The sequence below is a fragment of the Bacillus paramobilis genome (assembly GCF_038096195.1).
Lineage (GTDB): Bacteria > Bacillota > Bacilli > Bacillales > Bacillaceae_G > Bacillus_A > Bacillus_A mobilis.
Window position 1 is genome coordinate 3123692 of record NZ_CP151108.1, and the last position, 16898, is coordinate 3140589.

18 protein-coding genes are annotated in these 16898 nt (G+C 33.7%); 3 read left to right on the top strand and 15 right to left on the bottom strand.

Annotated elements, in window-relative coordinates:
- Positions 1-85 precede the first annotated feature (85 nt).
- From dat to asnB, 6 genes are all read right to left on the bottom strand, one after another.
- The gene (gene dat, locus AABL52_RS16035) at positions 86-961 is read right to left on the bottom strand and encodes a D-amino-acid transaminase (RefSeq protein WP_341517920.1); all 876 of its coding nucleotides are present in this window, start codon (positions 959-961) and stop codon (positions 86-88) included.
- Positions 962-1091: 130 nt separating this feature from the next.
- Positions 1092-2054 (bottom strand): ABC transporter substrate-binding protein, encoded by a 963-nt coding sequence (locus tag AABL52_RS16040; protein WP_341517921.1) that lies wholly within the window; start codon positions 2052-2054, stop codon positions 1092-1094.
- A gap of 133 nt (positions 2055-2187) precedes the next feature.
- Complete coding sequence (locus AABL52_RS16045) at positions 2188-3042, bottom strand: phosphatase PAP2 family protein (protein WP_341517922.1); 855 nt, start codon at positions 3040-3042, stop codon at positions 2188-2190.
- 345 nt (positions 3043-3387) lie between these two features.
- Positions 3388-3717 carry a hypothetical protein gene (locus AABL52_RS16050; RefSeq protein ID WP_340421823.1) on the bottom strand — a complete coding sequence of 110 codons (330 nt, stop codon included), beginning with the start codon at positions 3715-3717 and terminating at the stop codon, positions 3388-3390.
- Between the two features lie 48 nt (positions 3718-3765).
- On the bottom strand, positions 3766-4125 hold the full coding sequence (locus tag AABL52_RS16055; RefSeq protein ID WP_097844593.1) for a GNAT family N-acetyltransferase: 360 nt from the start codon (positions 4123-4125) through the stop codon (positions 3766-3768).
- 93 nt (positions 4126-4218) lie between these two features.
- Positions 4219-6120: an asparagine synthase (glutamine-hydrolyzing) gene (gene asnB / locus AABL52_RS16060; protein WP_000333823.1), complete on the bottom strand. Its 1902-nt coding sequence runs from the start codon at positions 6118-6120 to the stop codon at positions 4219-4221.
- 217 nt (positions 6121-6337) lie between these two features.
- On the opposite strand from asnB, the gene AABL52_RS16065 reads away from it, so the two are divergent.
- Complete coding sequence (locus AABL52_RS16065) at positions 6338-6802, top strand: Hsp20/alpha crystallin family protein (RefSeq protein WP_001288083.1); 465 nt, start codon at positions 6338-6340, stop codon at positions 6800-6802.
- Between the two features lie 35 nt (positions 6803-6837).
- Here AABL52_RS16065 and AABL52_RS16070 read toward each other — a convergent pair whose 3' ends face one another.
- Positions 6838-7425, bottom strand: coding sequence for an SCO family protein (locus tag AABL52_RS16070; protein ID WP_341517923.1), 588 nt, complete (start codon positions 7423-7425; stop codon positions 6838-6840).
- Between the two features lie 335 nt (positions 7426-7760).
- On the opposite strand from AABL52_RS16070, the gene AABL52_RS16075 reads away from it, so the two are divergent.
- Positions 7761-8735, top strand: coding sequence for an MBL fold metallo-hydrolase (locus AABL52_RS16075; RefSeq protein WP_000167210.1), 975 nt, complete (start codon positions 7761-7763; stop codon positions 8733-8735).
- 338 nt (positions 8736-9073) lie between these two features.
- Here AABL52_RS16075 and AABL52_RS16080 read toward each other — a convergent pair whose 3' ends face one another.
- The 4 genes from AABL52_RS16080 to AABL52_RS16095 all read right to left on the bottom strand — a co-directional run bounded on the left by AABL52_RS16080 (position 9074) and on the right by AABL52_RS16095 (position 11635).
- Entirely contained in the window at positions 9074-9916 is an 843-nt protein-coding gene (locus tag AABL52_RS16080) for a DegV family protein (RefSeq protein WP_033656332.1), read from the bottom strand.
- Between the two features lie 152 nt (positions 9917-10068).
- Positions 10069-10320 carry a DUF2535 family protein gene (locus AABL52_RS16085; protein ID WP_033656333.1) on the bottom strand — a complete coding sequence of 84 codons (252 nt, stop codon included), beginning with the start codon at positions 10318-10320 and terminating at the stop codon, positions 10069-10071.
- A 343-nt stretch (positions 10321-10663) separates the two neighbouring features.
- Positions 10664-11407 (bottom strand): twin-arginine translocase subunit TatC, encoded by a 744-nt coding sequence (gene tatC, locus AABL52_RS16090; RefSeq protein ID WP_341517924.1) that lies wholly within the window; start codon positions 11405-11407, stop codon positions 10664-10666.
- A gap of 42 nt (positions 11408-11449) precedes the next feature.
- Positions 11450-11635: a twin-arginine translocase TatA/TatE family subunit gene (locus AABL52_RS16095; protein ID WP_000492443.1), complete on the bottom strand. Its 186-nt coding sequence runs from the start codon at positions 11633-11635 to the stop codon at positions 11450-11452.
- A 213-nt stretch (positions 11636-11848) separates the two neighbouring features.
- On the opposite strand from AABL52_RS16095, the gene trhA reads away from it, so the two are divergent.
- Positions 11849-12505 (top strand): PAQR family membrane homeostasis protein TrhA, encoded by a 657-nt coding sequence (trhA, locus tag AABL52_RS16100; protein ID WP_061679535.1) that lies wholly within the window; start codon positions 11849-11851, stop codon positions 12503-12505.
- 40 nt (positions 12506-12545) lie between these two features.
- Here trhA and AABL52_RS16105 read toward each other — a convergent pair whose 3' ends face one another.
- From AABL52_RS16105 to AABL52_RS16120, 4 genes are all read right to left on the bottom strand, one after another.
- Entirely contained in the window at positions 12546-13265 is a 720-nt protein-coding gene (locus AABL52_RS16105) for a lysophospholipid acyltransferase family protein (RefSeq protein WP_098259051.1), read from the bottom strand.
- Between the two features lie 111 nt (positions 13266-13376).
- Entirely contained in the window at positions 13377-14012 is a 636-nt protein-coding gene (locus AABL52_RS16110; protein WP_000170041.1) for an FMN-dependent NADH-azoreductase, read from the bottom strand.
- A gap of 242 nt (positions 14013-14254) precedes the next feature.
- Entirely contained in the window at positions 14255-16240 is a 1986-nt protein-coding gene (pbpC, locus tag AABL52_RS16115; protein ID WP_341517925.1) for a penicillin-binding protein 3, read from the bottom strand.
- A gap of 154 nt (positions 16241-16394) precedes the next feature.
- A complete protein-coding gene (locus AABL52_RS16120) occupies positions 16395-16883 on the bottom strand; it encodes a dihydrofolate reductase (RefSeq protein WP_341517926.1) in 489 nt (162 codons plus the stop codon).
- Positions 16884-16898: the final 15 nt, after the last annotated feature.

The following is a 16898-nucleotide window of genomic DNA, read 5'->3' on the forward strand; positions in this document are numbered from 1 at the left end:
TTTTTACAGCGTTTTCAAAACTTGTCCTATGCTTGAATTATATCATGAAAAAAAGCTGGAGGAATACCAGCTTTTTTCTTCAATATTAGTTCGTAACTTTAAAAAAACGAATACTTTCTTCATATGCAACTTGGAGTTTCTTTGTAATTGGCCCTCTTCCGCCGGTTCCAAACTGTTCATCACCTATTTGAACGACTGGGAATATTTCAAGTGGTGTCGCTGTGAAGAAGCACTCATCAGCTTCATACACTTCTTGTAGTGAAAATTCTCGTTCTTCTACTTCAATATGTAACTCTTTCGCTAATGTAATAACGAAGTGACGTGTAATGCCGTGGAGAATGAAATTGTCAGCCGGATGTGTAATCAATTTATTATTTTTCACCATAAAGAAATTTGAATGACACCCTTCCGTTACAATTCCATCTCGTACTAATATCGCTTCTTGATAGCCTTGTTCGTTTATTTTATTTTTAATCATAATATTAGGTAGCAGATTTAAAGATTTTATATGACAGAACTTCCAGCGTATATCCTCTTCTACAGTAACTTTTATTCCTCGTTCCATTGCAGCAATTGGCCTTGGAAACGAAACTATATTTGCAAAATATGTTGGTTCCATATTTGATTCATACACATGATTACGTGCTTGAGCACCTCTTGATATTTGCAAATATACATTCCCATCTTCTTGAAAGTGATTTTTTTCAATCATTTGATGTAACTCTTCCACCAACTCTTCCTTAGTAAACGGTGGAATTAGTTTTATTTCTTCCATAGAATTAAAGAATCGTTCTAAATGTAAATCTAATAAATGTGGCTTCCCATCATATAGTCTGAATACCTCATATATACCATCGCCAAATTGAAAGCCTCTCTCCTCTAATGGAATCATCGGCTGTTCTTCCTTCGTATTTACCATTCTCCCGTTAAACAAAATCCAATCTTTATGAGTAGCTTTCATTTATTCCCACTCCTTTATTCCATGATTGGTTTTATTGTACAACTTATCCACACCTAAAAGAAGGAATTTTCTGTATTTTAACAAATAAAAAGTACATCACTCATTTAAAGTGATGTACTCGACCGTGCATTTACTTCAGAAAATATTTTTCAATATCATCTAACATAAGATTGGCAGCTACAATACCACCTGCTGTATTCCAAATCACTTCATCTACTTGGAATACTTTATTATCTTTAGAAGCCTGTAACTGCTTAAAGAGTGGATCTTCTGTCCATTCTTTCGCTAACGTGTTTCCTTCATTATTCTTATCCGCATCTTTATCAGATGTGAAATAGAATATATAGTCCCCGTCCATACTTGGAATTTGTTCTTTTGTAATTCCTTTTATCGCAAATTCATCTTTATCTTGTAGTGGTGGTCGTTTAAATCCAATATCATTTAATACAACGCCTGAGAATGAATTTTTTTGATAAATACGAACATCACCTGGGACGAAGCGAATAATGGAAACTTTAGAGTTAATTTTATCACCTAATTGTTCTTTTATTGCTGCAATACGCTTTTTATAATCATTAAGAGCATTTTGCCCTTCTTTTTCTTTATTTACAGCTTTTGTATAAAGCGTAAAGTTTTCTTTCCAATCACCGCGCAATGTTTCAGCATATACTGTTGGCGCAATTTCTTTTAACTGCTCATATATTTTTTCGTGACGCATTTTATTTCCTATAATTAAATCCGGCTGAAGCTTCATTACTGCCTCTAAATTAATGTCACGCTCAGTTCCTACTACTTTCGTATCTTTTAACTCTTTCGCTAAATGAGGATACCATTCATCACCAGCTCGTGGTTTTGTAGTTCCAACTGGTGTTACTCCAACAGTTAAAAGTGCCTCAGCACCTTCATTCGTTAAAACAACAACTCTTTTTGGCGTACCATTTACTGCCGTTTCCCCCATTGCATGTTTTATTATATATGAATCTTTTGCTTTAGCTGATGTATCATTTTCTTTCTTCTCTTCTTTACTACACCCTGCGATTATGATCGTTAATAACATAACGCAAAATATAAACAAGTTTTTAGTGCGTGTCATAAGTCCTCCTAGTTGAAATTGATTATCATTTACATTCTAAAGAGTAATGTATCTCTCATACATTGTCAATAGATATATTAGAAAACTTTTTCAATATATATAATCTAGACCTTATTTTTATTCAAACTATTACTTATTTGCTACTCACATTTTTTAACCGTAACATATGAAAAATAAACGGACATATGAAAGTAATTGTAATTCCAGTCAATACATAACGTAAATAATACATGTCAGGGATTACTTTTTTTAGTATGAGCTGTATCATGAACATGAAACTAAGACCTAATACTGTTTTTACTACCTGTATTTTCAAATTATTATTTTCGTTCATTTTAATAAAATGATTTTCTAACATGATGCCAATCGTAGAACCTGTCAAAACTCCAAGCAATTTTAAATTATCTATTTGGTCTGTCGTAAAATACATAATGAGTGAAACAGCCAATATAATTCGTTGTAACAAAATAAATTTCCTATCACTTAATTCCACTATTACTTTCGTATATAAATAAACAACTGTGACACTAATTAAAACCGCACCTACTATATCACTGAGCCAATGTACACGTAAATAAAGACGAGAAATAGCAACCACTATTATAAAAATAATTCCAATGATCCAAATGATTCTCTTTTTACATAAACTCATGAATGAACTCCAAAATGTTGTCGCTAACTGGACGTGTGTACTTGGAAAAGAATAACCTGCGGCTGATTTTTCATATAAAGCTTGAACTCCATCGTATGTATACGGTCGCGGGATTTTCATGAATTCTTTTACCACTATCCCTATATACCCAGAGAAACAAAGCATAACAATCATATGAAATGCTTTTCTTTTAGAAACGCACCAATATAAAATCGAAATTATAACTAAATACAGCGTTTCATTTGCAATACTGGATATAAATCTGAAAAGTATTGTAAGCACACTTCCCTCCAGACTGGTCATCCATTCAAGAAATAACATATCAATAATAAACATACAAAAAACGATACCTCCTAAAAAATTTCCTTCTTCAATTTGTCAGCACTTAAGATAAACTAGTTGATTTACATTTCAAATTTATACACCTACTTACGTTATAGATTAAGAACATATAGTACCACATACTAACAACAGATAATATGTATAATCATCTAATCATTTCAATAAATTCTAATGAATTTTTGAGCTTTATATACAAAAACATCTGTATCTCGTTATTTCATTTCTGATATTTCATCTCAGATTGCACCCATAGCAGTTCGTATTGTGTGTTATATGGAACTTCTATTAGATAAAGTTGTTTACTTACTATAAAGCTATTACAAATACAAAGAAACCGCCTTATGTAAGGCGGTTTCTATCATTTTGCTTTAACCAATTTAAAATAAATATATACGATTGATAGTGAATATAACGTATGCAAAATAAAAAGAATAAAAGAGCTATTCCAGTGCTACTATACAGCAAACCGAACTTTAAAAAAATATTTAAAAGCGGCGGAAAGTTCGTTATGTTTTGTAATGTAATCAGCATACAAAATAAAAGGAAAAACACAGGGGCATATTGTAATTCATACGGCTTTTTCTTCTTATTCATTCTTTTTCGAATGAACATATGGATTAGCTCTGCTACTAGAAAACACCCTCCAATTAATACAAGACCAGAAGTCATCGTCATATATCCACCTGCCTTATATTTATCCCGCATAACTACGCATCGTTATATTTTTTTCACATATATTCCATCTTCTTCATTAAAACCAAAGCTCTCTATGAAAGATTTAGCTTGTTCTGTTAATTCCGTTTGTAATACCTTTATCTCTTTCACATTTCTTTCTTTCATCATCGTTTCAAATGTAAAATATGTATTTGTTCCATAACCATAACTTTGATAATCAAAGTGAATAATTAACTGAGATAAAACCGCACTCTCCTCTTGAACACGATAATCTATTACACCAATATATGTATCATCAACTTTCACACAATACTGTACCTGATTCTCACTTAAACTATGTGAGCGAAACATTTCTTTAACAACGTTTTCATTTTCTACATTTACTTTTTCAAACGTAATCATATGTTGTCCATCCTTTTACTATTATTGTATCAATAATTCGTTCCATTTATGAAAAAAACCTTAAGATCATATGCGATCTTAAGGTTTTTCTAATTAAACTAAGCTATACGCACGTTTCGTTTCTTCGTGGAACTTATTCGTATCGTATTTATGCTCAACATAAATTTGATGCCATACCATAAACGCAAGTACAGTCCAAATTTTACGGCTATAATCGCCTTTATCTGCACAATGTGCTTCCAGTAAGTTTAATACATACTGTTTGTCGATTAAATGCTCTGTTTTACTCTCGTTTATAATATTGATAGCCCAATCATGCATTTCGTCTTTTAACCAGTGACGAATTGGTACTGGGAATCCAAGTTTTTTACGATCTAATACGTGATCTGGAACGATTCCGCGTGCTGCTTCACGTAAAATAGCTTTCGTAGTTCCGTTAGCAATCTTAAATTCAGTTGGAATTTTAGATGCAACATCGAATACTTCTTTATCTAAGAACGGTACACGAAGTTCTAATGAGTTTGCCATTGTCATTTTATCAGCTTTTAATAAAATGTCACCGCGTAACCATGTGAACATGTCAATGTACTGCATTTTGCTTACATCATCATAATCTTTAATTTCGTTATACAATGGTTTCGTGATATCCATATAGTTAACACTTTCATTGTAATACTTCATTAATTCAACTTTCTCTTCTTCACGGAAGATTTTCGCGTTTCCATAGTAACGCTCTTCAATTGGCGTACATCCACGCTCTAAGAAGCTCTTTCCTTTAAAGCCTTCTTTAAGAGCACCACTTAATGCTTTTAGAACGCTCTTACCTGGGCTAGGAATGTAAGAGAACATTTTTAGTGAGTTTGGCTCACGATAAATGTTATAACCACCAAATAGCTCGTCTGCACCTTCACCTGAAAGAACAACTGTTACATGCTTACGTGCTTCTTTTGCAACGAAGTACAATGGTACAGCTGCTGGATCTGCTAAAGGATCATCCATATGCCAAATGATTTTTGGGAACTCATCCATAAACTCTTTCGCTGAAATGAATACATTATGGTTTTTAACGCCTAATTTCTCAGCAGTTTCCTTGGCAACATCAACTTCACTGAAGCCACGTTGTTCAAAACCAATAGAGAATGTTAAAAGATTTGGATTCATTTCTCTTGCGATAGAAGCGATAATAGATGAATCGATACCACCAGATAAGAATGAACCTACTGGTACATCACTGCGCATATGCACTTTTACTGAATCATATAACACATCACGAATTGCTTGGATATGCTCCTCTTTCGTTGCGCTTGAAGCATTGAAATAAGGTTTCCAGTAGCGATGGATTTCCATCTCTTTACCGACTTCTTTTACGAAATAATGACCAGGCTCGATTTTATTAACATCAATTGTTAATGTTTCTGGCTCTGGACCATATTGGTACGTAAAGTAATGTTGTAGTGACGTTGGATTAACGCCTTTATCTTCCATCACATGCATAATACTTTTCTTCTCAGATGCGAAGAATGTAGTATCACCTTGTTGTGCGATGTATAAAGGTTTAATACCGAAGTGGTCACGTGCACCGAAAAGTTTCTTCTCTTCACGATCCCAAATCATAAATGCAAACATACCACGAAGATAGTCTACACATTTTTCTTTCATATGTGCATACAATGCAATGATAACTTCTGTATCAGATTGCGTTGCAAACGTTGCACCTTTTTCAAGTAACATTTCACGTAATTCTACATAGTTGTAAATTTCACCATTAAAAATAATTACATATCGATCATTTTCATAAGTTAGCGGCTGATGTCCTGCCTCTAAGTCAATGATGCTTAAACGGCGGAAGCCAAATTGTACATGTTCATCACGAAAATATCCTTCGTCATCTGGACCGCGGTGGAAAATCATCGTGTTCATATTTTCAAATTGATGTTTTTCTGTTTCTGAAAACTCTCTAGGGTTTTCACATAAACATCCTACAAAACCACACATACTTCTTACCCTCTTTCAGTTTTCATTCTGTCTATATACTACTATATCAACCCTATTTATACTAGCATAATCAATTGAATATGGCGACCAAAAACTATAAAAAAATCACTCCATTTCACATTTTTAACAATTTTTTATGAAAACATGAAAACTAGGCAATCACCTTTCTCCGCTTTTGTCATATGATATTGCAAATTGATTTCTAGGAGGGAATACCATGAGTGAAGAAAAAAAAGACTCTTCTCGCCCACCGGTTCGCAATTATTTAAAGCAAATTGATGATTTCTTCGAGCAAACACCACTTCGCAATGTAATCGCTGATTTAAATCATTTTTTCCAAAAAGGAAACCGTTTATTAACATTCCCTGTAGATTTATATGAAGTTGGTGAAGAACTCGTTGTTACAGCTGAACTACCAGGTATCCAAAAAGAACAAATTCAAATTGAAATACAAAGTGAATACTTAAAAGTCTCTGTAAAAGAAGAGATACTTGAAGAGGCCGAGGAAGAAACATCTCATAACTATTATCGCCGAGAACGTTCCATTTCAGAAGCATCAAGATTGATTAAATTACCGTACTCAATTAATAAAAAAGCAGCGAAAGCTTCGTATCAAAACGGCGTGTTAGAAATTCGAGCACCAAAGCTACCACAACAGCATGACATTTTATCCATAGACTAATGTAAAAAAAAGAAGGGTGCTGTGCACCCTTCTTTTTAATCCGCTAATCGCTTCATATCACGTATAATGTCTTCGTACGGCGTATTACTAATGCCACTATACTTTTTCATTACTTTTCCGTTTTGATCAATTAAATAAAATGATGTACCATGCATAACTTGACCATTCTCCGGTTTATCTACAAGTGATTGGAAATTATCTTTTGAAAACTTTGTAATATCTTCTAACGAATAACCCGTTAATAAATTCCAGTTACTAGTATCCTCTGTAAACTTTTGAATGAAAGCCTTCAGATTCTCCGGCTTATCAAGGTCTGGATCTACACTAAACGATACAAACTGAACGTCTAATTTCTCTTCTTTTGCCATCTTTTGCAGTTTTGCCATATTAGCAGTCATTGGCGGACAAACTGTTTGGCAATTTGTAAACATAAAGTCAGCAACCCAAACTTTCCCTTTTAAATCTTTTGTACCAAATGACTTTCCATCTTGATTTGTAAATTGGAAAGTTTCTAAATCCCAATTCAATGGTTTACGAAGCTTTGAACCCGATTCACTACATCCAACAAGTACAAAGAGACAAAATACAACCATAAGACCAATTATTTTTTGATAACGCTTCATATATAAACCTCTTTTCTCTATCCTAAATTTAAATAGGTTATGTTTATCATAACAAAAGTTAACACTACGAGAAAATTGTTTACTACATTTGTTCACGAAATCGTACGAATTTACGTATGTTACTTCTTTATTTCAAGCGAATTACTAGACAAAATATATTTTTTTACTATTATTTCTCTAAATAGAATTTGCAAAACTAACTTTATTGTTACTTTTGTAAACGTATCCCCCTATTTTTTAACAATTCCTTAAACATTCATCCATGTTATACACTGTATTCCTTAACAACATTTCGGTACAATACAATTACAACGATTTTAAATGAGGTGATGTTCATGACAAAACGTTATGAAAATATGGATAATGTAAGCACAAAAAAATCAATTCGTTCCTTCATACGTTGGCGAAAAGAGCGAAAACAAAATAAAAAGGATTTTTCTTTTTTAGTAGAACAATCACCTGTTAAACAAAGTAAATTCCTACAAAACAACTTTGAAAAGACGACTGTAACTTGGATTGGTCATTCCACATTCCTTATCCAAACGAATGGGCTGAATATATTAACAGATCCAGTATGGGCTACTAAATTAAAATTAGTTCCAAGACTTACTGAACCCGGTCTTTCTATACAAGAACTACCTAAAATTGATATTGTCCTCATTTCGCACGGTCATTATGATCATTTAGATTTTTCAACGCTTCGCCAGCTAAATGATGATGTTTTATACCTTGTACCTATTGGATTGAAAAAATTATTTACTCGCAAAAAATTCACTCACGTAGAAGAGTATAATTGGTGGGAAAATACAACAGTTAGTGATGTTTCCATTCACTTCGTACCTGCCCAGCACTGGACGAGAAGATCCTTATTTGATATGAATACCTCTCACTGGGGGGGATGGATTATTAATAATGAAACAACGAAAGAAACCATTTACTTTTGTGGTGACAGTGGTTATTTCCAAGGTTTCAAAGAAATCGGCAAACGCTTTTCAATTGATATTGCCCTTATGCCAATTGGCGCTTATGAACCAGAATGGTTTATGAAAATATCCCACGTTTCACCCGAGGAGGCTGTGCAAGCTTATTTAGACTTAAACGCTACACACTTTATACCAATGCATTACGGAGCTTTTGCACTCGCCGATGAAACACCTCGTGAGGCAGTAACAAGGCTTCGAAATAATTGGAATTTACGTATGTTACCATGGGAACAACTGCATGTACTCTTTTTAGGCCAAACTTTTCCTTATAATAGCGTAACAAATGATAAGCAAACAAATGAAAAAAGTGAAACGTTACACGTATAACGTAACTACTGATTTTCTATATCCAACATATACTATAGAAAATCATAAAGTGAAACTGTAATCAGTGGGTGTTTTCTATGAATGAATATTTACAGACTCGCTATATCATTAGCGGTAGTGCCTGTATAGCCCTTCTTATATCTTACTTTCTATTCACATAAAGTGAAACTTTAATCAATAGGGGCTTCATCCCCCATTGATTATTAGCCCACACCAATCGGGCGTTTACGGGCATCCTGACTCCAACCTAACTTCTTTATTTCCGCTAATTTTTGAGGTAGAGGGTTTTATCGGCATAAAAAAGCTACTTGAAAATATATTTCAAGTAGCTTTTTTTATTACTCTGCTAAATACATAAATCCGATTGCTCCCGGACCTGTATGAGTACTAATAATAGGCGTTGTAAAGAAAATTTCTGATTTAGCAAATCCACTTACTTTTTCAACAGCCGCTTTTACATTTTCAGCTAAAGGAATTGCTTTCGCATGTGGAATTGCCACAGCTTTTACAACTTTTCCAGCTGTATCTTCCTCAAATAACTTAGCTAACGTTTTTACAATTTGCCCTTGGCTACGCACTTTCGTTACAGGGTTATAAACACCATCTTCAAGGCTAGCAATTGGTTTTATATTAAGTAGCGAACCGATAAACGCTTTTCCTTTACCGATACGCCCACCCTTCACTAAGTTTTCTAATGTATCTACTACTACATATAAACGAGTATTCTTTCTCACTTCATCTACACGTTTTAAAATTTCTTCTAGTGAGCGTCCTTCACTTGCCATTTTCGCAGCTTCTATTACTTGATATGCTAAAGCATGTGTAATAAATTGAGAATCAACAACTGTTACTTTTGTATCGGTCATTGATGCAGCACTATTGGCAGTTGCCACAGTACCACTCATTCCACTTGTCATATGAATGGAAAGCACTTCACTTCCATCTTCACCTAACTTGTCATACATTTCTACAAATGTACCCATTGCCGGTTGTGATGTTTTTGGTAATTCCTCTGATTTGATCATTTCTTCAATAAATTCATCAGGTTGTAAATCAACACGATCTAAATATGTTTGTCCATTTACAGAGATTGATAATGGTAGCACATGAATGCCATACTTTTCGATTACATCCTGCGCTAAATCTGCAGTTGAATCTGTTACAATTTTAATTTTTTGCATATTATATTCTTCCCTTTCCAATACGCTCTCCTTGTTATTATACTAGCATTCCCTGTGCTTTCAACAATTTCGAACAAATTTCACCAAATTAATTATATTTTTATACCTAAAATGAAAAAGACAGAGTTTATTAACCCTGTCCAAACTCCGTATCATGCATTTTTTTCAAGGGTATTCGTATTATATACATTTAAATAATCATTCCACTTCAAACAATTTTGTAAATATTCACGGAAAGAATACGAAAATCTTGGGTGCTTTTGTTTTTGAATTTTTGCAATAAATAATTGAAGACGAGACTGAATTAGAAACGATAATGGATGCTGCGCCTGTAGGACAGGGATTTCGAATATTTTAATACAATCCCCTGTTGAATGAGTGAAATAAAAACTTTTCGTAATCACAATATCAATCCTCTTTTTCATTGGATTTTTGAACTTCCTCTACTTTACGCTGTAACACGTTGTTTATAGTGGAGACTTCTATGAATACAAAAGTATACTTAGTCAATCCCTGTAGTCCTTTTGGTTAGAAGATTTATACTCTATTCATCTCCACCTAATCCATCCTCCGTCCTAAATATCCGATAAGACAGGAATCTCGTTATCCGTATATTGCTGAATGATTTTAGTATAAACTTAGTAAAGCGCAAAGTTTGTCTAAATTTTGGAGATTCTATAATTTTTTTCTTCTTTATATTGTATACGTTTATAGCTATAGTATAACAACTAAATAAAAAAAGTGCCTTTATAACGAGGCACTTTTCGACTGTATTTCTTCTTCTCTTTTCTTTTTTCGCTTACTAACAATCTTTGATAAAGCGATACTAATTTCATAAATACAAATAAGCGGTACCGCTACTAAACTATGCGATAAAAAATCAGGCGGTGATATACACGATGCAATGATAATCAATGCTACGTATGCATACCTTCTTATTTTTATTAGAAATTCCGCCGTCAACAATCCTATACTCGTTAAAAACATGACTACTACAGGTAATTCAAAAATTACAGCAAATGGAACTGTTAAATTTAGAACAAAATGAAAATACTTTTCTGTCGTAAACATCGTATTAAACATTTCATTACCTATCGTAGTTAAAAAATGAAATAAAAACGGCATTACAACGAAATATCCAAAGCATAAACCTGCAATAAATAATATAGACAATACCGGTATATACATTACTGTCATCTTTTGTTCATTTGGATGTAAACCCGGTTTTACAAATAACCAAATTTGTATAGCAGCAAAAGGAATTGTACAAACGATAGCAAATACTGTAGCAATCGAGAAAAAAACCCATAATACATCACTTGGACCGAGAACAGTTAATTTCATTGGTAAATCTTTTACAAGCCAAAAATAAATATCCTTCGTAAAAGTAAACCCAACAATTAAAAATAGCACAAAGGATAGCACTGTATATATTACTCGTTTGCGAAGCTCAACTATATGTTCTACTACACTCATTTCCCGATCTTCCATCTCGTTCACCACACTTTATTTATCCATTACAAGGAAAATTCATTACATTTTTTCTTTCTTTTCTTTCTCTTGAAATGCATCATCAGTCAATTCTTTCGTTGATTTTTTAAATTCTTTTAACGTTTCCCCTAAAGCCTTTCCGATTTCCGGCAATTTTTTCGGCCCAAATAAAATGAGTACAGCTACTAAAATTAAAATTAATCCTGGAAAGCCAATATTTGAAAACATTTCTCCATCCCCTTTATTAGTAGATTCCTTGTCCTACTATTGCATAATTTTATTTTGTCAAAAAAGTTTGAAAACGTCAACAAAACCATTGCCTTTTGTCAAAAAAATTAAAAAATATAATCAATTATACAAATTTCATTTTCTATTGCTCTTGTGTATGATATGGTAAGGGAAATGACATATTATTTTATGATAGTAGAAAGGATTTGCATTATGACTGAAAAAATGACACGAATGACACAATTTGTGAAAGAAGAAATTGCAAATGCAATTACACATGGTATCGGTGCCATTTTAAGCATCCCTGCCTTAATCATATTGATTATACATGCCTCTAAGCATGGTACCGCATCTGCTGTAGTTGCATTTACGGTTTATGGTGTAAGTATGTTCTTACTGTATTTGTTTTCGACATTGTTACATAGCATCCACCATCCAAAAGTAGAAAAATTATTTACTATACTAGATCACTCAGCCATTTATTTATTAATCGCTGGCACATATACTCCTTTTTTACTTATTACGCTTCGTGGACCATTAGGCTGGACGTTACTCGCTATAATATGGACACTAGCAATCGGAGGTATCGTCTTTAAAATTTTCTTTGTACGCCGCTTTATTAAAGCATCAACATTATGTTATATCATTATGGGATGGCTCATAATCGTTGCTATTAAACCACTTTATGAAAATCTAACTGGGCACGGTTTTTCACTACTGTTAGCGGGCGGAATTTTATATTCTGTAGGGGCTATATTCTTCCTTTGGGAAAAGTTACCTTTCAACCATGCCATTTGGCATCTTTTCGTTTTAGGTGGTAGTGCGATGATGTTTTTCTGCGTACTCTTTTATGTCTTACCAACAGCATAATAAAAAAGGTTTCAGCTTATATAAGCTGAAACCTTTTTTATTATTTATGTAATTGTGATGCGATAACATCTTGTGTATGCTTCGTTAACTCTTTAATATCCATATTCGCATACTCTTCAGGTGTAATTGGCTTAGAAATTGTTACTGTTGCATGAGCTCGTTTCATACGGTTTCCATTCGCTTCAAACATCTTATATGTCCCATCTAATGTTACAGGTAAAATTGCTACACCAGATTTTACTGCAAGGTGAAAACTCCCAGCCTTAAACTCTCCAATTTCGCCACCTTTACTTCTCGTCCCTTCTGGGAAGATCACGATAGAATGTCCATTCTTTAACAGCTCAATTCCATCTTTAATCGCTTGAAGAGATTGACGGCGATCATTACGATTCATAAATACACAATTCATAAGTTCCATCCATGTTGGTACAACTGGGAACTTTTTAATCTCTGCTTTTGAAACGAATCCAATTGGTTTATTTAAGTAACCTAGTAAAACAGGGATATCCATATTACTCTGATGATTACTTACAACTAGTACCGGCTTGTCTTTCGGAACATTTTCAAGTCCCTTTACTTCTACCGTTCCTCCAGCTACACGTACCATTTTCTTACCGAACCAATTTGTCGTTTTATACACAACATTATCTTTTTCTTGTGGTGACATCGTATTTACTTGTCTTTTCAGACGCCACATTCTCGGTGTAATCGCAATTACAATTAAAATTAAATAAAAGATTTTAAAAAACGTTTGAATCATACAGAACCCCCACCTATTATCATTCCGACCTTCATTATACTAGACAAACGAAGGAAAAAGAAGAAAAAATGTCCAAACAACAAGTGTTTGGACATTTTTAAGTATTCTATATTAGAAACGTTTTGCTAATTCACGAGCATTAGCAATTGCTGCTTCTTTAATTTCTTGTGCTTTTTCAGGGTTTGCATTCATACCTTCAACTGCAATATATTCAGTATCATTTACACCAACGAATCCTAATACTGTTTTTAAGTGATTGCGACCGAAGTCTACAGCTGCGTATGCTCCTTCAGAATAAACGCCACCTGTTGCTTGAATGTGAAGCGCTTTTTTGCCTTCTAATAAGCCAACTGGTCCATTTTCAGTATATTTGAATGTTTTACCTGCGATTGCTACGTTATCTAAGTATGCTTTTACTACTGGTGGATAGCTAAAGTTCCACATTGGAGTTACGAATACATAACGATCCGCATGCATGAATGTTTCTAAGTTTGTGTTCATTGCTGCAACTTTTTGTTGTTGAACTTCAGTTAAAGTTTCAAAGCCTTCACCTGCTGCAAATTTACCCCAAGCAGCAAATACATCTGCATCGATTGCTGGTACTGTAGTGTTGAATAAATCAATTGTTACCACTTCATCTTGTGGATGTTCATTTTTGTAAGTTTCGATGAAAGCTTCCCCTACTGCCATTCCGAAAGAACCTTCTGCTGAATTTGGATTTGCTGTAATAAATAGTACTTTTGTCATTGTATTCTCTCCCTTTTACACATTTTATCTTTAATTTGAGATTTGTAATTTGAAAGTAAATAACTTACCTTATGTAAGTATAATACAAAAAGTTGTGTGTGATGTCAATAAAAAATAGCTACTTTTTTTTCGTAAGTTAATGATTTATTTTATTTCTTTAAAATTAGGTATAAAGATATTAAGAATTATTTCATACAAAAAGGCTATCTCTATAAATTATAGAGATAGCCTTTTATTACATATTATTTTTGAAAAACATGTTTCACTTTTTCAGCAGGAATGTTACTACCGCCTCTACCTTTTACATCTTCAATCATCATCGTAATGACCATATCTGGTGAATTTAAATCAAATGCAGCGAACCATCCTAGTTCTTTTCCTTCGGCCTCTTTTGATACTTTTAATTCCGCTGTACCTGTTTTTCCAGCAAGAGTCATTCCATCAATTTTAGCAATTTTCCCAGTACCATCTGGATCATTAATTACTTTCGTCATAGCAGTTTTTAATATATCCTGATTGCCTTTTGAAATGACATTCTCTTTCCAAACTTTTGGTTGCTTATCTGTTTTAATAATATATGGAGAAGGTATATTTCCATCATTAACAATTGGTGCGTACGTTAATGCTAGATGGAGTGGCGTCATTAATACTTGTCCTTGTCCATAACCTGTGTCTGCCATTTGAATATCATTTTTAATACCATCATTTGCGATTTTAGAAGCAGGGAATCCATATTCAATTGGTAGTTTCTCATCGAATCCGAATTTTTTCGCTTCACTCATAAATTTATCTTTTCCGATTTTCAAAGCTTCTTGTGCAAAATAAATATTATCCGAGTATTTCATTGCTTTATCAAAATCAATCGGATTTGCATCTTTCACACGTGTTACATAATAGTTACCCCAAGAAGAATCTTTTGTCCATTTCAATCCTTCAATTTTCAACTCTTCTTTTGGATCAATTGTTTTCGTTTCAAGACCGATTGCAGCTGTAATCGGTTTAAATACGGAACCTGGAACTGATAATTGTGTAAATCGATTCGTCATCGGTTTCTTTGGATCATTATTTACTGCATCACGTTGCGCTTTTGACGGCCCTCTTGTAAGGGTGTTTGGGTTATAAGCTGGTGTACTCACAAGTGCAAGTGTTTCTCCAGTCTTTGGATTAATTGCTGCACTTGACCCTACCTCATTTTTCATTTCATTATAAATTTCGCTTTGAACTGCACTGTCAATCGTTAAAGTTACATTTTCTCCATCAACAGCTTCTGTTTTTGCTAAATTTTTAATTTCTTTTCCTTGCGCATCTTCTACGAAGACACGACCACCTTTTTTACCGCGTAGCTTTTCTTCCAGTACTTGCTCTAAACCAGCTTTACCTACTGGATCATCAGCTTGATAACCTTTCTTTTGTAGCGTTTTTAAATCTTCAGCATTCACTTTTCCAATATAGCCAGTAAGATGTGCTGCTTCTTCTCCTAATGGATATGAGCGAACATTTACTGGCTTTGTTGCAACACCAGGTAAATCTATGTACGTATTTTGTGTTGCTCCTTCAGGCAATATTCCCATTGGTACAAGGTAATTTGGCTTTACCCATTTAGCTGCTAGTTTTTGATCAATTTCTTCTACAGACATATTTAGCAACTTCGCTACCGTTTCTTTCGTTTGCGGAGCAGCATCCCCTAACTGTTCAGGAATCATTCCGATTTCAGAAGCTTTACCATTTACCGCAAGATATTTACCGTTACGGTCATATATTTCTCCGCGCTTCGGCTGCGTCGTTTGCATACGCACTTTACTATCTTTTGTCATCCCTGGGAATATAAAATCAGGAGTCCAATCTACTTTCCAAGATTCTTTATCTCCATCTTTTTCTTTCACCATTTTTGCTTCATGGCCAAAAGTGATCTTACCACCAACTGTATCCATGCTTACTTTAAAAGGAACAGGGCCTTCATCTGTTTTATCTTCTTTTACTTCCCCTGTTTCTACTTTTAAATCTTTCACTTCAATGCCAGAATAAATTTTTTCATATTTCTCAGTGAAATCTTTCTTTGAAATATCTTTTTTTGCCTTTTCTGATAATTGATCATACATTTCTGCAAACTTTTGTTTATTCCATGCTTTTGCATATGTATCAAACGCTTCTTGTGGTTTTTCTTCTTTACCGCATCCCACTAACATGAATGTTAAGCAAAGAAAAAGAATCCCCCATATCTTTCTCAATCGATTCTCCTCCTCTTTCTATATGAATACTCTTGAAAATTTTAGCATTTTTCATGCTACCTTTTATTATAGCACTATCGAATACCATCTATAAACGTATATTGATGAATACAAATAAAAAGATTGATGCGAATTTTCACATCAACCTTTATTATTATTGTTGCTTCTCATATACATGGTAATAGTACGTATACGGATTTTTTTCATCTGTTAAACCTTTTTCTACAAAAACTTCTTTCCAATTTGTCATATCGATTTCTGGGAAGAATGTATCTCCTTCAAATGCATGATGAATTTTTGTTATATATAACTTGTCTACGTAAGGTAAAAAGAGATCATAAATTTGCGCTCCGCCAAAAACAAAAATCTCCTCTTCATTTTTACATAGTTCAAACACTTCTTCTACAGAATGTGCTACTTCACAACCTTCAACATGATACCCTTCATTACGAGTTACAATAATATTACGTCTTCCAGGCAGTGGTCTACCAATCGCTTCGTAGTTCTTTCGGCCCATAATAAGTGAATGACCCATCGTTGTTTTCTTTACATACTGTAATTCACTTGGTAATCGCCAAGGCAAATTATTATCTTTACCAATTACTCTATTCTCGTCCATTGCAACCATAAATGAAACAATCATCTTTTCATCTCCTCT